22 protein-coding genes, 1 tRNA gene and 1 other annotated feature are annotated in these 21,122 nt (G+C 64.7%); of the genes, 4 read left to right on the top strand and 19 right to left on the bottom strand.

Going from position 1 to position 21,122, the window contains the following annotated elements; translation table 11 throughout:
- Positions 1-131: 131 nt before the first annotated feature.
- The 11 genes from GGQ97_RS13355 to GGQ97_RS13305 all read right to left on the bottom strand — a co-directional run bounded on the left by GGQ97_RS13355 (position 132) and on the right by GGQ97_RS13305 (position 8,697).
- A complete protein-coding gene (locus GGQ97_RS13355) occupies positions 132-638 on the bottom strand; it encodes a Ros/MucR family transcriptional regulator (protein WP_168070313.1) in 507 nt (168 codons plus the stop codon).
- A 110-nt stretch (positions 639-748) separates the two neighbouring features.
- Positions 749-973 carry a hypothetical protein gene (locus GGQ97_RS13350; protein ID WP_168070311.1) on the bottom strand — a complete coding sequence of 75 codons (225 nt, stop codon included), beginning with the start codon at positions 971-973 and terminating at the stop codon, positions 749-751.
- Between the two features lie 339 nt (positions 974-1,312).
- Entirely contained in the window at positions 1,313-2,002 is a 690-nt protein-coding gene (locus GGQ97_RS13345; RefSeq protein WP_168070309.1) for a pirin family protein, read from the bottom strand.
- 75 nt (positions 2,003-2,077) lie between these two features.
- The gene (locus GGQ97_RS13340) at positions 2,078-2,659 is read right to left on the bottom strand and encodes an OmpA family protein (RefSeq protein ID WP_168070307.1); all 582 of its coding nucleotides are present in this window, start codon (positions 2,657-2,659) and stop codon (positions 2,078-2,080) included.
- Positions 2,656-4,503, bottom strand: a complete 1,848-nt coding sequence (locus tag GGQ97_RS13335) for a cation:proton antiporter (protein WP_168070306.1) — start codon at positions 4,501-4,503, stop codon at positions 2,656-2,658. The genes GGQ97_RS13340 and GGQ97_RS13335 overlap by 4 nt, the downstream gene beginning before the upstream one ends.
- 136 nt (positions 4,504-4,639) lie before the next feature.
- The gene (locus GGQ97_RS13330; protein ID WP_168070304.1) at positions 4,640-5,005 is read right to left on the bottom strand and encodes a YidH family protein; all 366 of its coding nucleotides are present in this window, start codon (positions 5,003-5,005) and stop codon (positions 4,640-4,642) included.
- Between the two features lie 10 nt (positions 5,006-5,015).
- The gene (locus tag GGQ97_RS13325) at positions 5,016-5,924 is read right to left on the bottom strand and encodes a L,D-transpeptidase family protein (protein ID WP_342448540.1); all 909 of its coding nucleotides are present in this window, start codon (positions 5,922-5,924) and stop codon (positions 5,016-5,018) included.
- 97 nt (positions 5,925-6,021) lie between these two features.
- Positions 6,022-7,374, bottom strand: a complete 1,353-nt coding sequence (locus GGQ97_RS13320; RefSeq protein ID WP_168070301.1) for a DUF2254 domain-containing protein — start codon at positions 7,372-7,374, stop codon at positions 6,022-6,024.
- Complete coding sequence (locus tag GGQ97_RS13315; protein ID WP_168070299.1) at positions 7,371-7,526, bottom strand: hypothetical protein; 156 nt, start codon at positions 7,524-7,526, stop codon at positions 7,371-7,373. The genes GGQ97_RS13320 and GGQ97_RS13315 overlap by 4 nt, the downstream gene beginning before the upstream one ends.
- A 46-nt stretch (positions 7,527-7,572) precedes the next feature.
- Positions 7,573-8,100: a DUF421 domain-containing protein gene (locus GGQ97_RS13310; RefSeq protein WP_168070297.1), complete on the bottom strand. Its 528-nt coding sequence runs from the start codon at positions 8,098-8,100 to the stop codon at positions 7,573-7,575.
- 36 nt (positions 8,101-8,136) lie between these two features.
- Positions 8,137-8,697, bottom strand: a complete 561-nt coding sequence (locus GGQ97_RS13305) for a hypothetical protein (RefSeq protein WP_168070295.1) — start codon at positions 8,695-8,697, stop codon at positions 8,137-8,139.
- A gap of 128 nt (positions 8,698-8,825) precedes the next feature.
- Between GGQ97_RS13305 and GGQ97_RS13300 the strand changes: the two genes are divergently transcribed.
- The 3 genes from GGQ97_RS13300 to GGQ97_RS13290 all read left to right on the top strand — a co-directional run bounded on the left by GGQ97_RS13300 (position 8,826) and on the right by GGQ97_RS13290 (position 12,170).
- Positions 8,826-10,082 (top strand): cation:proton antiporter, encoded by a 1,257-nt coding sequence (locus tag GGQ97_RS13300; RefSeq protein WP_168070293.1) that lies wholly within the window; start codon positions 8,826-8,828, stop codon positions 10,080-10,082.
- A 139-nt stretch (positions 10,083-10,221) separates the two neighbouring features.
- Positions 10,222-10,494, top strand: a complete 273-nt coding sequence (locus GGQ97_RS13295) for a DUF305 domain-containing protein (RefSeq protein WP_168070291.1) — start codon at positions 10,222-10,224, stop codon at positions 10,492-10,494.
- A 63-nt stretch (positions 10,495-10,557) separates the two neighbouring features.
- Positions 10,558-10,613: a sequence feature (sul1 is cis-regulatory element that is thought to sense ions involved in sulfur or methionine metabolism; They are found in Alphaproteobacteria), on the top strand.
- A 60-nt stretch (positions 10,614-10,673) separates the two neighbouring features.
- A complete protein-coding gene (locus GGQ97_RS13290) occupies positions 10,674-12,170 on the top strand; it encodes a SulP family inorganic anion transporter (RefSeq protein ID WP_168070289.1) in 1,497 nt (498 codons plus the stop codon).
- Positions 12,171-12,241: 71 nt separating this feature from the next.
- On the opposite strand, the gene GGQ97_RS13285 is transcribed toward GGQ97_RS13290, so the two are convergent.
- The 5 genes from GGQ97_RS13285 to GGQ97_RS13265 all read right to left on the bottom strand — a co-directional run bounded on the left by GGQ97_RS13285 (position 12,242) and on the right by GGQ97_RS13265 (position 16,899).
- Complete coding sequence (locus GGQ97_RS13285; protein ID WP_168070287.1) at positions 12,242-12,775, bottom strand: preprotein translocase subunit YajC; 534 nt, start codon at positions 12,773-12,775, stop codon at positions 12,242-12,244.
- Positions 12,776-13,308: 533 nt separating this feature from the next.
- Positions 13,309-13,384: transfer RNA gene (locus tag GGQ97_RS13280), tRNA-Thr, on the bottom strand.
- 31 nt (positions 13,385-13,415) lie between these two features.
- Positions 13,416-14,264, bottom strand: coding sequence for a hypothetical protein (locus GGQ97_RS13275; protein ID WP_168071077.1), 849 nt, complete (start codon positions 14,262-14,264; stop codon positions 13,416-13,418).
- Positions 14,261-15,583 carry a mechanosensitive ion channel gene (locus GGQ97_RS13270; protein WP_168070285.1) on the bottom strand — a complete coding sequence of 441 codons (1,323 nt, stop codon included), beginning with the start codon at positions 15,581-15,583 and terminating at the stop codon, positions 14,261-14,263. The genes GGQ97_RS13275 and GGQ97_RS13270 overlap by 4 nt, the downstream gene beginning before the upstream one ends.
- Positions 15,583-16,899, bottom strand: a complete 1,317-nt coding sequence (locus GGQ97_RS13265) for a replication-associated recombination protein A (RefSeq protein WP_168070283.1) — start codon at positions 16,897-16,899, stop codon at positions 15,583-15,585. Before GGQ97_RS13265 ends, GGQ97_RS13270 begins: the two co-directional genes overlap by 1 nt.
- Positions 16,900-16,995: 96 nt before the next feature.
- On the opposite strand from GGQ97_RS13265, the gene GGQ97_RS13260 reads away from it, so the two are divergent.
- Positions 16,996-17,622 carry a PadR family transcriptional regulator gene (locus GGQ97_RS13260; RefSeq protein WP_168070281.1) on the top strand — a complete coding sequence of 209 codons (627 nt, stop codon included), beginning with the start codon at positions 16,996-16,998 and terminating at the stop codon, positions 17,620-17,622.
- A 57-nt stretch (positions 17,623-17,679) separates the two neighbouring features.
- Here the strand turns inward: GGQ97_RS13260 and GGQ97_RS13255 are convergent, their stop codons facing one another.
- The 3 genes from GGQ97_RS13255 to murJ form a co-directional block, all read right to left on the bottom strand.
- Positions 17,680-18,405, bottom strand: coding sequence for a DUF4136 domain-containing protein (locus GGQ97_RS13255; protein ID WP_245197958.1), 726 nt, complete (start codon positions 18,403-18,405; stop codon positions 17,680-17,682).
- Between the two features lie 111 nt (positions 18,406-18,516).
- Positions 18,517-19,539 (bottom strand): tryptophan--tRNA ligase, encoded by a 1,023-nt coding sequence (gene trpS / locus GGQ97_RS13250; protein WP_168070279.1) that lies wholly within the window; start codon positions 19,537-19,539, stop codon positions 18,517-18,519.
- Entirely contained in the window at positions 19,532-21,103 is a 1,572-nt protein-coding gene (gene murJ, locus GGQ97_RS13245) for a murein biosynthesis integral membrane protein MurJ (protein WP_168070277.1), read from the bottom strand. Before murJ ends, trpS begins: the two co-directional genes overlap by 8 nt.
- Positions 21,104-21,122 lie beyond the last annotated feature (19 nt).

Raw genomic sequence — 21,122 nt, 5'->3', positions numbered from 1 at the left:
TAAAGCGTTGCTGCAGTGTCACGCAATGTTAGCGTCTGCAGATACTCAGCGCCTAGTTACAGGTGCCAATTGTCACGCCTCGTGAGCGTGAACTTGAAGCATCAGCATCGCCTGCCGTGAGCAGCGGCAGCTCAGGCCTCGACCTGAGCTTTTGACCGCCTTCTCGGCTTTGCTGCTGGCTTTGCATCTGTAGGCTCAGCGGAGGGAGTCTTCTGCCCACCTTTGCGACCCAACCCGATCTTCTTCGCCAGCTCGCGACGAGTCTCCGCGTAAGCAGGTGCCACCATTGGGTAGTCCTTCTTCAGACCGTAGCGTTCCCTGTACTCCTCAGGGGTCATGCCATGGCGTGACAGGTGCCGGCGGAGGGTTTTGTAGGGCTTGCCATCAATCAGCGAAATGATGTGATCGGGGGAGGAGAGTGACTTCCGAACGGTTACAGCAGGCTCGTGCTGCTGAGCAGGCTCAACTTCTGGCTGTTCAACATTCGCTTCACCCAGGCTCACGACCGCTTCGTGCATCGAGCGGAGGAACGCCGGGATGTCTTCTGCCTGAGCACGAGTGTTGGGGTTAGATAGCCAAGCAATCGTGAGCTCAGTTGCAAGTTCCACGGGTGAACTGCTGAGTTCGCTCTGTTCCAAGTATCATTCCAATCATGAAGTGGATCGTACTTCACTGCCCTGCAACGCCATGAGGCTTAAGGCAACAACTCTAGCCCAATTACCGTAACAACGACTTAGTGTCGTGCACCTCATTGATCGTTATCAGCCGCCTCATGTTCGTGCACAGGGTGGTACTCGAAGCCACTTTCCGACATCGTTGCTGCCATGATTTCGAAAGCCGGATCCTTGGGGCCCAGGTCAATGGCAAGTGGCAAGCCTTCAAGCTTGGTCTTAAGCCAAAGGTGCTCATACTGATCCACTACAAGCGAGAAGGTCTCCTCGAGTGAGTTCTGGTTTGTCTCGGTCGGGCTCATCAGCGATGCCTATCTAAATCGGAAACGTAGTCGTGCACTGTCGACAATAGCTTTGCACTATCACGGCAGCCGAAGGCGGACGTTATGATAGTCAGACCGCCTGTGGAAACCAGTCAGGACCCGTGCTGAGCGCCTGCTTGTGGTGGGAAGCGGAAAGGCAGCTTTCGAGCGGCGATCGGCGGAAGCGGACATTCGTTCAGTCGCGCCGCACCGGGCAGCAATGCGCCCATATCAGACTTTCAAGATGCTGGTTGTCGCGCCGAAAATCAGACATTCAACTTGACGAGGTAATGCTTTAGGGAATGCGTTACGGCCAATTGGGATCGGGCCTAGATACTGTCAGCAGTGAACGACGAGCAACTCCGATGGCTCGTCGGCGTCGAAGTCTGAGAGGCTTCCGAGCAAGGCCGCTGCATCACCGGATTGAATCACCTCTCCCTGTAGTCGGCCGCTTCCAGACAGGATGACGATATACGACCTACGGTGATCGCTATTGACCACAGCCCGTCGTTCCCCCGGCTGAAACATGATCCTCTCCACGGTCGCTGGGCTCGTCAACCGCAGGGCGGATCCAGATGCCTGGTCCGAAGCCACGGTCGTGCGGATGCTGGCGCCCGGCGATGCCAAATAGCTGCGACGCGCCGCAGCCGCGTTCGATGACTTGAGCCAAATCTCGGTAAAGATTGCATCCTCGGCTCGCCCCGCTCGCTCGCCAATCAGCGCGCCGCTTCCGGCCTGCACCACTTCGGCCGAACCTTTGACCAGCGCTTCCCTTTGTTCGAAATTGCCGGTCCGGATCAGCCTGCCGCTTTCGACAAGGGTCAGAACGTCGAAGCCGGCGTAATGAGCGGGCTCGCGTTCGCCGCCGGCGGTGAGCCGGTAGCGATGCACGGCCCTTAGCAGGCCCCATTCGATCCATCGGGGATCCTGGAAGCCAGCGAAGCTGAAATGATGAATGCCAACCAATGGGCCCTTGCAGGTTCGGCCAAGGTCGGCCGATCGTCGGATTTCGAGCAATGACCTCATCATCTTCCGTGCTTAGAGGGGGAGTGCGGCCGAACGCTTCTCACCATGATGCCAACGGCCGACCTCGGCGTCGGTCCGTCATTGCCGAGGAGGCGCCGGTGCCGACTCGGTGGGAACGATGACCTCCACCTCGACCCGGCGATTGCGGGCCTGACCGTCGGGGTCGGGCTCTCCATTGTCCTTGGTGTTGGGGGAGACGGGGCGGCCTTCGCCAATTGCGATTACGCTGATGCTGTCGGCGGGCACCCCATGTTCGACGAGATAGTCGCTCACCGCTTCGGCGCGGCGGCGGGAGGTGCGTAGATTGTCGCGGTCACTACCGGCGGAATCGCTGTGCCCCCGCAGGATATATGTGACTCCCAGCACGGGCTTGGCCTTGTCGAGCAATCGGTCGAGCGCAGCCTCGCCTGAAGCGTCGAGAGTAGCGCCGGAGGGAAAGGTGATCGTTATCGACGATGGCAGCGCCGGAGCGGCGTCGGGTTTCATCGCTTGTTCGTGTTCGACCTCGGCGATGACCTCGGGCCGGACGATCGACTGGGCGGCGGTTGCGTTGTCAAAGGTCGCGGCGGGCGGCGCTTCGGGCTCACGCTCGCGCGGCGGTGGCGCACGATTGCAGCCGATGAGCGCCAGCAGGGGCAGCAGGACAAGAAGGCGGCTCATCCGCTGGTCTCCGGGTTGCGGGCAGGTTGATCGTGGAGCAATTGCCAGCCGGCGGCTTGAAGAGCGGGCCGCGGAGCGTAGGCGAGCACCGTGTCCCCCTGGCCGGGGGTCGGCCGCGAGGCATGGGTGAAGAAGCGGGCGCGGCCGCTTTTGGCAATCAGGAGCAGGGGACCGCCCGATTGCGGCATGCCGCTCGTCCGCCGGGCATAATCGGCCGGATTGTCCACCTTCAGGCTGGCGAACACCCAGTCTTCGCGGATGCGGTGGGCGAGTTCCTGCACGCCAAATCCAGATTGGAAGATGGCGCGACCACGCAAGGTCGCGGGCAGGCTGTTTCCGGCGTCGTCGGTTTCGTCGCCGAGTTGGTAGACATTGTCGCGGCCGAGCTCGGGCGCGAATTCCGAACAGACGAGCGTATTGTAGGCTTCGTTGTCGGTGACCGCCGCAAGGATCCCGAACTGCTGGAGATCGAGGCGCTCTTCGGTGGCTTCGGCAAGGATTTCGCCATTGAAGCAGGCGATGTCGCGTGACCGGGCTTCGGCCAACCGCTGCGGGCTGGTGTCGCTGATCACGACCCCGACTCCCAGGCGCTGCAATGCGCCGGCCAGCGCCGTGCCCCATTCCGTGGCGCCAATGACCAGTACCGCCGATCCGCCGGGCGAGGTGAGTCCCAGCACGCGCGCCATCGGTGCGATGGTGAAGCCATGGGCGAGGATGGTCGCGGCAACCACCGCGAAGGATAGCGCAACGAGGGTTCCGCCATCGCCGAAGCCTAGTTCTCCCAGGCGCAAGGCGAACAGGCCGGTAATCGCCACCAGCACGATTCCGCGCGGTGCGATCCATCCGACGAACAGCCGCTCCCGCCACGGAATGCGGCTGCCGAGCAGGCTCAGGAACACGGTTGCGGGCCGCACCAGGAAGAGCAGGGCGAGAATGAACAGGCCGAAGCGGAACTCGAACTGCCGTAGCACCGCAAGGTCGAGCGAAGCCGAAAGCAAAACGAACACGCCCGACACCAGGATGACCGTCATGTTCTCCTTGAAGCGCAGGACGTCGCGGAGCGAGGCCAGTCCCATATTTGCCATGGCGATGCCCATCACGGTGACCGCGAGGAGCCCGGTCTCCTGCTCGATGGCGTTCGACCCGACAAAGGTGGCGATCACCGCGACCAGCAGGACGGGCGCCTTGAGAAATTCGGGAATGTAGCCGCGCGGAAGGGCCCAGCCGAGCAGGCGGGCGACGCCAAACCCCATCAGTCCGGCAACCACGGCCGCGGCCAGCAGCGAAACGCCAGCCTGCACGATGGTAGCGCCGCCACCGGCCTGGCGGAGCACTTCGTAGGTCACCACCGCGCAAAGTGCCCCGATGGGATCGTTGACGATCGCTTCCCACTTCAGGATCGCCCGGGTTCGCGACGACACGCTGGTCTGGCGCAGCAGCGGAATGACGACGGTCGGGCCGGTGACCACCAGGATGCCGGCGAACAGGATGGCGACCGGCCAGACCAGCCCGGCGATATAGTAACAGGCAAGTGCGCCCAGCACCCAGCCGACCGGCACGCCGATCAGCACCAGCCGGTGCACCGCGCCCTCGACGTGACGCAATTCGCGCAGGTTCAGGCTGAGCCCGCCCTCGAACAGGATCACCGCGACGGCGAGCGAGACGAGGGGTTCGAGGAGATGGCCGAAGTCCACCTCGGGGTTGATGATCCCGAAGATCGGTCCGGCAAGCAGACCCGTCACCAGCATCAATGCGATGGCCGGAAGCCCCGTACGCCACGCCACCCATTGCGAACCGATGCCAATCACTCCGATCAGCGCAAGGACAGCGGCAAAATGCTCCATGAAGGTGCGGGGCTAGTTTCGCGATGCTGGCGGTGCAAGCCTAACGCCACGGGGAGAGTTATCGCGTCGGTAAAGCGAAAATTAGCGAGCGGCTGCGTGGCTTTCGAAGTACTTCGCAGGGTTCGCAGATGCTTACTTATTCGACCTTTACGGTCCAGATCGCGACAGTAAGGGCGACGGCGCCGAGCGTGACCAGCCAGGCGAACAGGCGCAGGTTGATCCCCTTAGCGGCGACTACGACATGCGCGTCGAGCCGGCTCAGCATCGCCGCTGCGCGCCGCTCGGCAGCGAGGATGATCAGCACGGCTAGGCACAGAAATCCCGTGGCGATCGCGCGGGGAACCCAGGCCGGTTCCATGGTTGGAAACAGCCCCTTGAAGCCGACCCCAATTGCGATGCAGGCCAGGCTGGTTCGCATCCAGCTGCCGAACGTCCGCTCGTTCGCCAGGATCGTGCGATCCTCGGCGAGGTCTCCGCGCGTGGGTTCGTCGGACGAGGTCATCGGCTATGGCCTACGAAAAGGTGACGGTCGTTCCTTGTTCGACCGCCTTGCCGAGTTCGGCCGCATCCCAGTTCGTCAGGCGGACGCAGCCGTGGCTGGCCGTCTTGCCGATCAACCTCGGATCGGGGGAGCCGTGGATGCCATAGCCTTCCTTGGTGAGATCGATCCAAGTCCCGCCCACCGGATTATTGGGACCGGCAGCAATGGTGAGACGCTTGTCGGGGCCCCATTCGCGTCCCGACGGATCAAAATAATAGGTCGGCGCGGGGGCCACGGCGCGCACTTCCATCTGGCCGTCGGGCGAGGGAAAACGATCGCTGCCGATGGTGCCGGGATAGCTCGCCAGCAGCGTGCCGTCGGCGCCAAAGGCGCGGACCTCGGATCGGCCCTTGTCGATCTCGATGCGGGCGACCTTGGTTGTGATCTCGGTTTCACGCGGACGCACTACGCGGATCGTCTCCCCGGTTACGAAGCTGGCGCCCGGGTTCAGGCTGCGAAGAAAGGCCTGGCTCATGTGAAACTTCTCGGCCAGCGCCTCGGCCGCTGTTTCATAGCCAAGATGGTCGAGCGAGGCCTGCGCTTCCATTCCGCTCGGGACCTTAACAAGATCGGCAATATCCTCGGCGGCGATGGTGTGATCGACCATCAGCGGAGCGGGCGAAGCGGCACGAAGCCGCCGCATCACCTCATCGTCGAGCACGCCGTCGGCAGGGAGGCCAGCCGATTGCTCGAAGGCGCGAACGGCTCGGCGGGTGTTGCTGCCCTCTCGGCCATCGATGACTCCCGGCGACTGATGCTGCCGATCTAGCAAAATCTGCGCTTCGAGGACCCTGTTAGGAGCGCTCGGCTGGGTCGCAGCGGGACTGGTCAGGGCGGTTGCCGCAAGGGCAACGGACGGCAGGAGGAATCTCAAGGTCACGATGATCTCCGATGAGCTTGGGGGGCGCGAACAGGCGCGCCGGTCATAAGAGAACAACGCGTGAACGGCCCAACCGTTCTGCGTAAAATTAATAAATTCAAGCGCTTCCGCCGAGCCAGTCGGCTTGGCGAGAGTCGATTTCTCCGACCCCGCGAGACAGCAATCGTTGCAGCACCTCGGACCGCTCCTGCACGGACCGGCCATTGTGTCCGGCGAGCCGCACCCGAGCCAGCTCGGCGAAGCGGGCGACCTCGGTGCGCAGGGTGTCGATCTGGTCGGGTTTGCGGCAGGCGGCAGCGACTTCGCCGATCACTCGCAGGAAGTGCAGGGCGGCGATGGTGTCGGCGGCGGCATATTGGCGCAGGCGACCGAAGCTGCGATCGACAAAGTGTGGGAAGTCGTCGGGTCTGGCGATCAGCCTGGGGGTGCCTGTATCGTCGGAGCGCACCGCGCCGGGCAGCTCGCGGGTGGCGAATTCGGTGCCGCCGGCGCCAATCCAGTCGAGGCAGGTAACCGCCGTCATCGGATCGTTGACGCCCGGCGACAGGGCACGGGCGGCGATCTCGACCAGCTCGCTGACGAGGAACATGAGGTCGCTGGCGGGGGTGCGCTTGGCGCCCACGGTGAAGCAGTCGCGGAGCCCTTCGTCCTGTTTGTCGGACCAGCGGGAACGCGGTGCGACATCGACCAGTCCGCGGCCTTCCATGACGAAGTCGCCGGGACGGTAGCGAAGCCGGATCAGGACGTCGGCTTCCCTGGCGATGTCGAGCAAGGTGTCGCCGTCCAGGGCCTGGATGTAGCCTGTTCGATCGCTGGTGGTGACGGCAATCTCGCCGCTCAATTCGGTCGACCGAGCCGTTTCCTCCGGTGCATCTTCCCCGATCAGCCTCGGGAAGCGAGCGCGAGCGTCGTCGACGAGCTGGCGGCCGATGCGCTCCACCACATGGTTGATGTGGATGCTCTGCAGCACGTGGTGGATGAAGTAGATCAGCACCCCGATCGAGCAGACCGCGAGCAGCATCGCGACGATGACCGAATATTGCGGGACGAAATCCTCTTCGCCGCCGCGGATCGTGCGCAGGACCATCAGGCTGTAGAGGAAGGTCGCGATGAAGGTGCCGAGGGTGACGGTGTTGCCGCGATCGTCCATGAAATTGGTAAGCACGCGCGGGCCGTATTGGCTGGACGCGTAGGACAAGGCGACGATGGTGATCGAGAAGACCACGCCGGCGACCGTCACCATCGATCCGGCGATCGTGGAAAGCACTTCGCGGGCACCGTCGGTGCGAACCTGCTGATACCAGCCGAGCCCTTCGATCCAGCTCGCGCCGAGGCTCGCGTCGACCCAGATCATGATACCGCCGAGCAGAATTCCGGACAGCGCCATGAGGCTCGGCACGAACCAGTAGCTCGAACGTACGGCGCTGAGGTGGGCGCGAAGCCGGTTCATCCCGCCAGCTGCAGCAAGGCTGCGCCAGAAAATAAGCTGCCCGCCGCGTCGGCTGCGACCAAGCAAGGGCCGCTGATCAGGAAAGCAAAATAATTGGGCGGAAATCCGACCAGCGTGATGCCAACGATTTCGGGCGCGTTACTTGCTGCCAAATTGCTTCTCCTGAATGAAGGAGACGGCCAGGGACGGCGATTGGTTTCATGGCTGAGCGCCGCGTACGCCTTCGAGGAGGCGGGGATCGACATGATCCCCGGTCAAGACGCTGATGTCTCCGGTGGTTTCGAGCACCAGCGCCCTCACATCGGCGACCGAGCTTGCTGGTGATTGACGGATCTTGCCCAGGAGAGTGGCACGAGTGATCCGCGCGTCCCGCATGGCGTCGTCGAGGAAGCGTCCGTCCTGCATCAGGAGGCGCGGCTCATTGTCGATCACTTTCTGGAAGCGAGCGGACAGGAGGCGCCCTCTCGCCAGGATGTACTGAATCAGAAAGACAGCGCCGATCGCGGCCATCGCCTGAAGATATTCCGACCAAACACTGCGGGTCCCGGCCTGCGCGATCAGTGAGCCGGTTGCGATTGTTGCTGCAAAATCGAAGGCGGTCGCTTTGCTGAACGCCCGCAGGCCGATCAGCCTCGCCAGAAGCAGGGTCCACCCGACCGCGCTGGCTGTCAGGACAAGTGCACGGGCGACGGGAGCAAAGCTGCCAAGGCTTTCGAAGAGGGCCATCAACGCTGCTTCGTCAACTGGAAGGCGCGGCCAAGGTCAGGCCGCATCGGCCTGCCCGTTGCTGCGCATTCCCAATCGGCCCGGCAGGTCGGCCGCGATCCGCTCGCTTTCATCCGGATGCTCTGCGAGGAAGCGCTCGAAGTTCCGGCGCAGCGACCGGATCCCCGATTCCTCTGGCTCGAGCCGACGGCGGCAATAGGGTCCGGCCACACCCGCGACGGCAACCGTACTTCCGTTCCTCCGCAAAGGGACGAACAGCCAGTCGGAAGCGCCATGCTGGCTCGATCCGATGCCGGCCGGCTCTCCGGTCTTCATGCAGGCGTCGATCGCCATGGTGTCGATGATCTCGAGATGGACCGGCCATGGCACGCCGGCCACCGGTTTCATGCCGTCGCCGGTTCGTTCGAGGTAGACGACGTGCACGTCGAGCTTGGCTGCGGCCTGACGGCAGATTTGCTGGACGCTGACCAGTCGGCGTCCGGCGAGCCCCAGACGGGCCTCATCGGCGCAGTCGTCGTCACGCGCTTTGAGGTATCGCCAAGAGAAGGAGGCGATGGCCACGGCCAACAACAGTAGGGCGACGAGAGGAAGAGTCATTGCGTCCTTTCTTCCGACGACCAACGCTTTAGGTGTCGGCAAGTTCGGAATTGCGAGAAGCGCGGCTCGAAGGTGAGGACAACGGCAATGGAGTTTGACTGCCACGTTCGTTTGCCCGGCGCCATCGCATGCATCTGACGATCTTCGATGCGGCTGCGATCCTGATCGTCCTGACGGCGCTGTTCGCTTACCTCAACCTGCGTTTCGTGAAACTGCCGCGATCGGTGGGCCTGACGATCATGGGCGCGCTGGGCGCCTTCGCGGTGATCGGCCTCGACCGCCTCCTTCCCGAAAGTCGTCTCGGCGAGGAAGTCATCGGGTTCATCGCCGGCATCGATTTTCATCGCACCCTCATGGAGGGCATGCTGTCCTTCCTGCTATTCGCCGGGGGGCTACACGTCTCATGGAGCGATCTCAGGCGGGCGCGGTGGCCAGTGCTGGGGCTCAGCACCATCGGGGTCCTACTTTCCACCGGCATCGTCGGCGGGGGCTTTTATGCGCTGGCCCAGCTGGTAGGCATTCCGATCTCGCTGATCTGGTGCCTGGTGTTCGGGGCGCTCATCAGCCCGACCGACCCCATTGCGGTGATGGACGTATTGAAGCGCGCAGAGGTCGGCGATACGCTGAAAGCAACCGTAGCTGGCGAAAGCCTGTTCAACGACGGCGTCGGCGTGGTGGTGTTCGGCATCCTGCTGGCGGCCGCGGTTTCCGGCGAAACGCTGTCGCTCGCAAGCGCCGGCGGATATTTCATGCGCGAGGCGGTTGGCGGCCTGGTCCTCGGCCTGCTGACGGGATGGATCGCCTTTCGCGCGATGCGGAGCATCGACGATTACCAAACGGAGGTGCTGATCAGCCTGGCGCTGGTCATGGGCGGCTATGCCCTTTCTCACTGGATCGGGGTCAGCGGTCCGGTGGCGATGGCAACCGCCGGGCTCGTGATCGGCAATGCGGGCGTCGCCCATGCGATGAGTGACACGACGCGAGACTATCTGCTCAAGTTCTGGTCGCTGATCGATGATATCCTGAACGCCATCCTGTTCTTGCTGATCGGCCTCGAGGTGGTGACCATCGATCTCGAGTCTGGCTCGCTCCTCCTGGGATTGCTTGTCATTCCGCTTCTGCTGGCCGCCCGGACACTTTCGGTGCTCGGCCCGCTTACCGCGATGCGCCCGCTGCTCGATCTTGGTCGCCTCGCCCCTCCGATCTTGATCTGGGGCGGCCTGCGAGGCGGGATCTCGGTTGCGCTTGCGCTGAGCCTTCCCTTCACCGAGCAGCGCAGCCCGCTCCTGGCCGCGACCTATTTCGTCGTCCTCTTTGCCGTAATTGTCCAGGGCGGCACCATTGCCTGGCTGATCGAATGGCAGAAGCGCAAGGCGGCCGGCTGAACCCCGAACCGAACCATTCGCGCCCGGCGCCGTCGGCACGGGCAAGGAGAAACAGAATGGATCAACATGCCAGCGGCCGCATGGGACGGGGCCAATTCGCGGCGATGACTCGCAAGCACTGATTGGCGACGTCGATTACATGAAGTCGATGATCCCGCATCATTCGATCGCCATCAACAACTCACGCGAGGCCGACTTACGCGATCCGCGCGTGCGCTACTTCGCTGACCGGATCAGGCGCGATCAGGCCAAGGAGATTGCCGAGATGAAGCTCCTGATCGCCGATATCGAGCAGAACGGGCGCCGCGGCGACCAGCCGCTGCCCGCCGGTCCCGCCGAGTTGCTTCCTGCAGGACGGGACGAAGCAGCGAGCCTCCTGAAAGGGCAGCTTCTCGAACGCGAACCGCTCTGACGAACCGCGTCGCACCGGCAAACTGGCCAAGACGACTATCGACGGCTAGAGCGCTTCCATTCGCATGGACCCGGTGCAAATCCGGGTGGCTATTCCGGCCGCCGATCCGCCGGACAACATCACGCATGCAGACAGACCAAGCGCCCTTCGGGCGCCATGCGTTGTGATGTGGACTTTCAATGACTGATTTCTCTGTTCGCCTTCGCCAGCAATGGCTGGGCGAGAATGGCTCTCCTCGCCACGAATTGCTTGCCGGGATCGTGGTTGCGCTTGCCCTCATCCCCGAAGCGATCGGCTTCTCGATCATCGCCGGTGTCGATCCTCGCGTCGGCCTTTACGCCTCCGTCGCGATTGCCATGGTAATCGCGTTTACCGGCGGTCGACCCGGCATGATCTCAGCGGCGACTGCCGCCGTTGCCGTCCTCGTCGTCCCGCTCGTTCGGGACCACGGCGTCGAATATCTGTTTGCCGCCACCATCCTCATGGGGCTCATCCAGATCGTCGCCGGCTATGCCCGGCTCGACCTCCTGATGCAGTTCGTCTCGCGCTCGGTGATCACCGGCTTCGTCAATGCGCTGGCGATCCTGATCTTCATGGCCCAGCTGCCGCAGCTCACGAATGTCACATGGCAGGCCTATGCGATGATTGCCGCGGGCCTTGCGATCATCTACCTGCTGCCGCGACTGACCAGGGCCGTACCCTCACCCCTGGTCGCGATTCTGGTGCTGTCCGCGATTTCGATCTGGACAGGGGCGCCAGTGAACAGCGTCGGTGACATGGGCCAATTGCCCGAGGGCCTGCCGAGCCTCGTTTTGCCCGATGTGCCCCTCACGCTTGAGACGTTGCAGATCATTCTGCCCTACTCGCTGGCGATGGCAGCGGTCGGTCTGCTCGAGTCCCTACTGACGGCACAGATCGTCGACGACATGACCCACACCGACAGCGACAAGCGTCGCGAATGCGCCGGCCAGGGCGGGGCGAACATCGCCGCCGCGCTGGTCGGCGGCATGGGCGGCTGCGCAATGATCGGGCAGTCGGTGATCAACATCACCTCGGGCGGTCGCGGGCGGCTGTCCACTTTCACGGCGGGCGCGTTTCTCCTCTTCCTGCTGGCCGTGCTCGGACCCTTCGTCGGGCAGATCCCGATGCCCGCGCTGGTTGCGGTGATGATCATGGTCTCGATCGGCACCTTCAGCTGGAACTCGATCCCCAACCTCCGCCACCATCCCTGGCCCTCGTCGGTGGTAATGCTGACAACCGTGGTGGTGGTGGTCGCCACGCACGACCTGTCGATGGGCGTGCTTGCGGGCGTGCTGCTGTCGGGCATCTTCTTCGCCGGAAAGGTGCAGCGGATGTTCGCCGTCGAGCGCTTGCTGTCGCTCGATGGCGCACAGGTAACCTATCGCGTCACTGGGCAGATCTTCTTCGCCTCCGTCGACCGCTTCGTTCGCGCCTTTCAGGACGATGCGGCCGCTAGCAACGTCCTTATTGACCTAACCGCTGCGCATTTCTGGGACATTTCGGCGGTGGCCGCCCTCGACAAGATCGTCGCCCGGCTCCGCCGCGAGGGACGGACGGTGGAGATGGTCGGCACCAACCGCGCCAGCGCCGACCTCGTCGACCGCTTCGCTCTTCACGACAAGACCGGTGTCGAAACCGGTTTAGTCCCGCACTGACATCGCCGGTGTCCGGACTGTCTTAGATGCCATTTGCCGGGCGCGCGCCCGTGCGGTCGCGCAAACCGATTCTACTTCTGGGCCTGGGCCGATAGCGTTTGAAGTTCAGCCGCGCTGACTCCTAGCACAGCGCCCTTGGGCCCAGGCGCAATGCCGTTGCGCGGAATTCGGACCAGCGATCCCGACGTGAGCTTGAGCGTCACTGTTTTGTCGTCGATCGCGTCGATCGTGCCAGCCAGCGTTCCAGCCTGTCCGTAAACGGACGTTCCGGCGACGAGCTTCGCATTGGCCTCGGCGATCGCCTGTTCGGTTTGCGCATTCAACTGCGCTTGGGTGAGCGCAAACAGCAACTTACCCTCGCTCGGCGTAAACGACGTAGCCGGAAGAAGGACCTCGTGCTTGTCCGTCTTCACGATGAGATCCTGGCCATTGACGCTGTAGACCGTTCCGACCGCAGCGCCGCTCGGATCGACAATCTGCATGCCCGGCACAATGGCGCTCGGTGTTTGGGCCACGGCCACCGAAGGGCTTGCGGCGAACATCGCAGCAAAGAAAAGAACAGGCGTAGCTCTGTGACAGGTCATGTCCGGGATATCCTCGCGCATTGTTGGGTCCATGACATAACGCAGGGGGGCCGCCGATGGTTCTGTGGACCTGGAATGATCATCCGGCTGCTTCGTCTGCGTTTTCGCGCAGACCGGACGGTCCGGATACGGCCAATTGCGGACACTAGCTTGCATGAGGAAGGAATCGTTCCCAAGGCCTCAAATAAACCTTCAGACCCATGCGCTCCCATTCGGCCACTGCGCTTTCCTGACCATTCAGAACGCGGGCCACGTGCCAGCGGACAAACTCCTGCTGCTGATCGGGCAAGAGCTTGGCGAAAGCCGCAGGGTCAAAGCCAATGCGGAGAATGGAAGGGCCGCTGGCGATAAGGCTGGGTCGCTTTTCGTCTCTGCTCACCCCGAGAGAGTAAGCGACAGCGAACGATTCGTGAACAAAGATCCTGCGCTGTGTTGCATCTGTGTTGCACGGAGTCGCCGGGAGCGAATTGAATTCGGCGGAAAACTGCCGAACAACACGACCATGGGTCGCAACACGGTTTAACCGCATACCTAGGCCAAGTCGTTGAAAAGATTGGTGCCGGTTGCAGGATTCGAACCCGCGACCTTCGGTTTACAAAACCGCTGCTCTACCAACTGAGCTAAACCGGCCCACGCCAGGGCGTGCGGGGGGCCTCTTGGCTTAGACGATGCCGAAGGTCCAGCCCTCGGTGCGTGCGAGCTCTGGCGACAGGCCAGGTGGAGTGAAAGCGTGCGGATGCCGCAGATGGGCCCGCATGCCGGCGGCGGTGACCAGCGCGTCGGTCTGGTGGTCGTCCGGCTCGAAGCGAAGCCGTGCCGGCGGGCTGCCAAGCGCCTTCAGCGCCAGATTGAGGTCGGTACGGGTGCGCAGCTTGGCGCCCGAGAGGCCGGCGTTGCGGAGGTAGATGCGGGTGTAGATCTCGCTCACGGCGCTTTGCCCCGGCAGGATCGGATCCATCGGCCAGATCGCGACCCGCCCCGAAATGCGGTGCAGCAGGCGCATGCCCGCGAAGCTTGCCTTGGCGACCTGCGCCGCGCCGATCGCGTCATAGGCGCTGGCGGTCTTGCGGCCGCCGGCCTGGTTGAGGCGGTGGTCGCATTGGCGGAAGCGGACGAAGTCGGCCTTCACCCCGTCGGCGATCCCGAAGTAGAAATGGCGGCGATGGACCGCTTCCAGGAAGCTGGCGGCGCCGAGATCCTCGTCGGGCGCCTTGGCATCGACATAGGCCCAGAAATCGCGGGCGTTCTCGGGCACGCCGGTTTCACCCGGGAGATAGGCCCCGCGCTCGGCAAACGGAGGTGCGAAGGAGAAGTCGAAGCCGAACAGGGTCGGTTCGCGCGCGGCTTCGACCACCAGCCAGTCTGCGACCTCGGCACGGCTCCAGACATGGCCGGGACGAACCAGCCGCGGCGGGCCCTCCGGCCCGCAGGCGGCGATGGCAATGCCCTTGTGGCGGCGGCCCTTTGCGCCCGACCAGTCGATCGCGACGGTGCGGGTGAAGGCCGTCAGATCAGCGATCCGCCGTCGCCGGTCGGGGTTTCCTTGGTCCCTTCGAGCCGCGCCGGGCGCCGCGGGGGTGCGGTCGGCGGGCGCGGGCCGGTCACGCGGTCGGCGTAGTGGTTGAGGATACGGCCCGCCGCCTCACGGCCGCCGAGCCCGAAGGCCAGCGCGGTGGCGATCGCCCCGGCGCCGAGGATCAGCCCGAACGCCATGTAGACGATGACATCCGCCAGACCCATGAAGGTGAGGCCGATGGCGGTGAACAGGGCGATGATCGCATAGCGGATCATGGTCTGGGCGAAGCCGCCTTCGCCGGTCGACGAGCCGACCAGCTTGGAGAGGATCCGCGCCAGGAAGATGCCGGCGACGATGATCAGGGTGCCGAAGATCACCTTGGAGCCGAGTTCGGTGACCTGGATCAGGAAGACCGCGACAGTGTCTCCGCCGAGCTGGTGGGCGGCCTCGATCGCGGCCGCCAGCATGATCGCGACAAAGGCGATGTTGGCGACGATCCGGCTCGGGACGGTGGTGACCGGGAGGACGCCGGTCGAGCGCAGCGCATCGTCGAAGCCGGTCGGGGGCAGGATGGCTTCGATGATGGTCTTGAGGAACTTGGCCGCGACGAAGGCGATGCCGAGCCACAGCGCGGCGGTCAGCAGGCGCGGAATGGCCGCGCTGATCTCGTCGAGCATGTTGATGGCCGGGCCGCTGATCGCCTCGATCCCCAGCACCTGAAGCGCGGCAATCGCGACCGGAATGATGATCAGTGCGAAGACCAGGATACCGGCCGCGCGGGCGAGGCTGGCACGGGTCGCGCCCGGTGCAGCGCCCGGGGGCACGGCGGCGGGGTCCTGACGCACCGTGGGCGGATGATCGCCGAGGCCGGCGCGGGCCATGAAGCCGTCGATGTTGGCGGCCGTCAGCACCGTTTCGACCAGCCGGCGGACGATGCGGGCGACGATCAGGCCGACGAAGAAGATGAGGCCAGCGCCGATCAGGCGCGGCAGGAAGGCGAAGATCTCGCTGGTGAGGGTGTTCACCGGGGCGAGGATCTGGCCGATCTGCAGGAAGTTGAGCGCGGCCATGATGCCGACCAGCCAGACCAGCAGCTTGGCGATGGTGCCGATCTGCTGGCCGACCGTCTCATGCTCGCTGCCGGACGTATGGCGTTGCAGCGCGGGCGAGCGGCTGATCGCCTTGGCCAGCGCCCATTTGACCGCACGTGCCACCGCCCAGGTGGCGAGGATGATGACGAGCGCAATGGCGATGCGCGGAGCCCATTCGATGAGCTCGGCCCGCCAGGTGTCGGTGGTGGACGGTGGATACATCAGCCTTGCTCCCCTTGGGCTTCCTGTCGCTTCTCGTTCCACCACGCGAGCCGCTCGGCAAGCCGTTTCTCGAAGCCGCGGTCGGTGGGGCGGTAATAGGTCTTCGGCGTCATCTCCTCGGGCCAGTAATTCTGGCCGGAAAAGGCGTCGGGCGCGTCATGGTCATATTCGTAGCCCTTGCCGTAGCCCTGCTCGCGCATCAGCTTGGTCGGTGCGCCGAGGATGTGCTTGGGTGGGGAGAGCGAACCATGCTCCTTGGCGCTCTTCCACGCATCTTTCTGCGCCATGTAGAGCGCGTTCGATTTGGGCGCGGTGGCGAGATACAGGCAGGCCTGGACGATCGCCAGTTCGCCCTCGGGAGAGCCTAGGAAGTCGTAGGTGTCCTTGGCCGCCATGCATTGCACCAGCGCCTGCGGGTCGGCGAGCCCGATGTCCTCGACCGCCGCGCGGGTCAGGCGGCGCAGGAGATAGAGCGGCTCCTCGCCGGCAGTCAGCATCCGCCCAAGATAATAGAGGGCGGCATCGGGATCGGAGCCGCGGATCGATTTGTGAAGCGCGGAGATCAGCCCGTAATGCCCCTCGCGGTCCTTGTCGTAGACCGGCAGGCGGCGCTGGATGAGGTCGCGCAACGCGGCGGTGTCCAGCGGCTCCGCGATCCCGGCGGCGAACAGCATCTCGGCCTGGTTGAGCAGAAACCGTCCGTCGCCGTCGGCGCTGGTGATCAGCGCGGCGCGGGCGTCGTCGGTCAGGGGAAGGGGAGCTTCCGAAACCGCTTCGGCCCGCTCGAGCAGCGTGCCGAGCGCCGCCTCGTCCAGCCGGTGGAGGACCAGCACCTGGGACCGCGAAAGGAGCGCGGCGTTCAGCTCGAAGCTGGGGTTTTCGGTGGTGGCGCCGACCAGGGTGACCGCGCCCGCCTCGACATAGGGCAGGAAACCGTCCTGCTGGCTGCGATTGAAGCGGTGGATCTCGTCCACGAACAACAGGGTGCGCTTGCCCGAATGGGCCTGCATCTCGGCCTCGGCGAACACCTTCTTGAGGTCCGCGACGCCGCTGAAGACCGCCGAGATGGCCACGTAGCGGTAGCCAACCGCGCCGGCGAGCAGGCGGGCGATCGTCGTCTTGCCGGTGCCGGGGGGGCCCCACAGTATCAGGCTCGACAGGCGTCCGGCCGCGACCATCCGGCCGATCGGTCCCTCGGGACCGGTCAGATGCTCCTGGCCGATGACCTCGTCGAGGCTCGCCGGCCGCAGCCGCTCGGCCAGCGGGGTGTCGGCGGGGGCCGCGGGATCGGGCTCGGCTGCAAACAGATCGGCCATTCTTCGGCTCGTAGAAAGAAGCGGGGCCAAGCGCCATGCCTCTCTTGACGAAAGTCTTCCAAGATATATCTTGAGCGCATCAGACAGGAGACGAATATGCGCTTTCACTTTCACGGCCGGCGGCCCGGTCGCTGCGAGCCCCCGGTTTTCCAGTTCGGCAGCCGGGACTGGAGTTTCCCGTGGGGCAATATCCACTTCGAGCATGGCGGCGGTCCCGTGGGCGGTCACGGGCGACACGGGGGCGGCCGGGATGGTCGGCGGCGGCGGATGTTCAGCTCGGAAGAGCTGCAACTGGTCCTGCTCAAGCTGATCGCCGACGAGCCGCGCCACGGCTATGCGCTGATCAAGTCGGTCGAGGAACTGACCCACGGCGATTACGCGCCCAGCCCCGGCGTGGTCTACACCAGCCTCGAGCTGCTCGAGGACATGGGGCTCATCGAGCGCCATGCCAGCGAAGGGTCCAAGAAGCAGTTCGCCGCCACCGCAGAAGGCCGCGCGCATCTCGAGGAACGGGCGAAAGAAGTCACTGCGCTGTTCGAGCGGCTGGAGGCGACCGGCGAGGGGCGCCGTCGCTCGGCACGGCCCGAACTTGGCCGAGCGGTCGGCAATCTGATGACCGCGCTTCGCAATCGCGCCGCCAATGGCGGCTGGAACGACGAGCTGCTGAATGAGGTGATAGACATCCTCGATGACGCCGCGCGGCGGATCGAGCGCGCCAAGTAACAACGAAAAGGCCGTCCCCGCACTGCCAGGGACGGCCTCATTTTCCTGTCGCGAAGCTCAGCGCTTCTGCGCCGGAACCGTGATCTTGATCGTCTCGCCGTTGCGACCGGGGAAGCCGGTGAACATGGCCTGGATCAGGTTGGGGACCAGCACCTGCGCATTGTCGGTGGTCGAACGCGCCTGCGCCCGGCCGTCGAACAGCTGCTGGTTGTCGACCCGGCGGCGGATGTCGAGGTCGAGCTCCGACTTATACTCGGTATATTCGCGGACGCTCGGCCCACCGAACCAGAACGGGTCGTCCCAGCCGTAGTAGAAGGGCGAGCGGTACGAGCCGTAATAGCCGAAGCGGCTGTAGTAGGGCCGGCCGAAATAGACGCCGAAGCGCGGGTCGAAACGGCTGCCGAAGCGGCCGTAGGGGCTGTAGAAGCCGCTGTAGAAGGGATCGTAGCCGCGCGGCCCGAAACGATCGACCACGCGCCTCTCGGTGCCTTGGTCGACGGTGTAGCCGAGCTGCACGATCATCGTCGCCTGGGCAGGGCTGGCGGCCGGGGCATAGCCCTGCGCCTGCAGCTGCTGGGCGACCAGCGCGGCATATTGGTTGAACTCCAGCCCGCCGCCCTGCGCCCGGCCCTGGCCGGGAACGACGAAGAAGCTCTGGCCCTGCGGAGCGGGCATGGCCTGGAAGCGGGTGACCTTGGCCGGAAGGCCCATGGCGCAAGCCGACAGGCCGACGCTGGCCGCGCCGATCATCGCGGCGGCGGCGATCTTCTTAAGGAACGTCATGATGCGGAAACCCTCGAATCGGGAAAAGTCCCGGTAAACGAAAGGGTTATAGCATGAAGCGAGTTGAACCGTCGATGAAGGGTGCGAACCGGGCGCCCAATCGAGCCGGGGTCAGCGCCCGAGGCCAAGCGCGCGCTTGGCCGCGAGCAGGGTGGGGGCGGCCAATTCGGTCGCCTTTTCCGCGCCCTTGTCGAGCAAGCGGTCGAGCTCGGCATGGTCGCCCTGCAGCGCCTCGTAGCGGGTACGGATGGGGGAAAGCGCCGCGACCAGCGCATCGGCCAGTGCCGGCTTGAACGCACCGAAGCCCTGGCCTTCGAAGCGTGCGAGGATCGCTGTCTCGCTCTCGCCGGTGACCGCAGCCATGATCCCGACCAGGTTGCGCGCCTCGGGCCGCTCCTTGAGGAGATCCGGGTCGCCCGGCAACGGCTCGGGATCGGTGCGGGCCTTGCGGATCTTGGCGGCGATCTCCTCGTCGCTGTCGATGAGGTTGATGCGGCTCATGTCCGACGGGTCGGACTTGCTCATCTTGGCGCTGCCATCGCGCAGGGACATGACCCGGGCCGCGACCCCGCCGCCGATGAACGGCTCTGGCAGGACAAAGGTGTCGGTGCCGGTATCGAGGTTGAACTTGGTCGCGATGTCGCGTGTCAGCTCGATATGCTGCTTCTGGTCCTCGCCGACCGGCACGTGGCTGGGCCGGTACAGCAGGATGTCAGCGGCCTGGAGAACGGGATAGTCGAACAGAGCGACCGACGCGCCTTCCTTGTTCTTGCCCGACTTGTCCTTCCACTGGGTCATCCGCGACAGCCAGCCCATCCGGGCGGTGCCGTTCAGCATCCAGCACAGCTCGGCATGGGCAGACACGTCCGACTGAGCGAACAGGACCGCCTTGTCGGGGTCGATGCCGCTGGCGATCAGCGCCGCCGCCATGCTGCGCACCTGCGCGCGGCGGATGTCGGCAGGAGTGTGGTCCGACAGGGAGTGGAGGTCGGCAAGGAAGAACAGGCACGGCGCTTCGTCCTGCATCCGAACCCAGCGCAGGATCGCTCCGAGCAGGTTGCCGAGGTGCAGGTTGCCGGTCGGCTGGATGCCGGACAGGACACGGGTGACGGGCGTGGCGGTGGCGTCAGGCATTGGCGGCAGGCCTCTTGCGGCGGAGGAGGTCCTTGAACGCCTGCCTATCCACGCCGCCGATCGTCCAGCACAAGGGGAAGTAGATGCCCATGCCGATACCGACCAGGGCGCCAACGGCGACGATGCGGCGGCCGGCGCTGCCGGTGAACCAGTCGGCGAACACCATTTCCAGCCCGTACAGAGCAGCGACCATGACCGCGCCCGCAAGCAGCTGGCGCAGGATCCGGCTGGCCAGCCAGCCCGGCACCCGGAAGTGCCCGCGACGGTGGAGGATGACGTACAGGATCGCGCAGTTGAGCCAGCTGGTGATCGCGATCACGGCGCTGAGCCCGGCGATCCGGAACAGGGGATCGGTCGACATGGCCTGGACCACGAAGTTCAGCACCACGTTCACCACCAGCACCACCGCAGCCGTCTTGACCGGGGTGGCGGTGTCCTGGCGCGAATAGAAGCCGGGGGTCAGCACCTTCACCAGCACATAGGCCGGCAGGCCGAGCACGATGATCGCCAGCACGGTGGCGGTGATGTCGGCGTCGCGGGCGGTGAACTCGCCGCCCTGGAACAGCGCGCCGGCAAGCGGTCCCGCGGCGACGCACAGGGCAAGCGCAGCGGGCAGGGTCAGGAACATGCCAAGGTCGAGCGCCTGGGCCTGGACGTGCGCGGCCTTGTCCGGATCATTGGCGCCGACGTGGCGGCTGATCGCAGGCAGGATGGCGGTGCCCAGCGCCGCTCCGATCACGCCCAGCGGCAGCTGGTTGAGGCGGTCGGCGTAATTGAACCACGACAGCGCGCCGGTGCCGATGCGGGCAAGGAAGAAGGTGTCGATGAAAGCACTGATCTGGTAAACGCCGGCGCCCAGCGTGGCGGGGATCACCACCACCAGGAACTGCTTCACCCCCGGCGTGATCTTCGGCCGGCGCAGGCGCAGCGACACGCCGGCCCTGACCGCGGAGATGATCAACAGCCCGAGCTGGATCACGCCGCCGATCGTCACCGACACGGCAAGCCAGAAGGCGGTGTCCGGGCCGCCCTGCGGGAACAGGATCAGCGCCAGCATCATGCAGACATTGAGCAAGGCCGGCGCGAACGCCGCTGCGGTGAACTTCGCGAGGCTGTTGAGAACCCCGGCCCACAGGGAAACCAGGCTGATCAGGATCAGGTAGGGAAAGGTGATCCGGGTGAGGTAGGTCGCAAGCTCGAGCTTCTCGCCCGAATAGCCGGATATGGCGGCGACGAAGACCGGCATGATGAGCTGGAAGACGAGGGTGAAGAGCACCAGCGTCGGAAGAAAGACGGCAAGCACTTCTTCCGAGAACTTCTTGGCCTCGGCCTCGCCATCCTCGCCCTGCAGCCGCTGGGCGTAGAGCGGAACGAACCCCGCGCTGAACGCACCCTCACCGAACAGTCGGCGGAAGGTGTTGGGAAGGCGGAACGCGACGAAGAAGGCGTCCGCCGCGGCCGATGCGCCCATGATCCGGCTCATCAGCATCTCGCGCGCGAAGCCGAGGATGCGGCTGACCAGGGTCAGCCCGCCGATGGTGCCGGTGGCCTTGAGGAGATTCATGGGCTTGCCGTTCCCTCGC

The organism is Sphingomonas kaistensis, from assembly GCF_011927725.1.
Lineage (GTDB): Bacteria > Pseudomonadota > Alphaproteobacteria > Sphingomonadales > Sphingomonadaceae > Sphingomicrobium > Sphingomicrobium kaistense.
The sequence above is the reverse complement of the archived record's forward strand: the minus strand, read 5'-3'. Positions and strand labels throughout refer to the sequence as shown.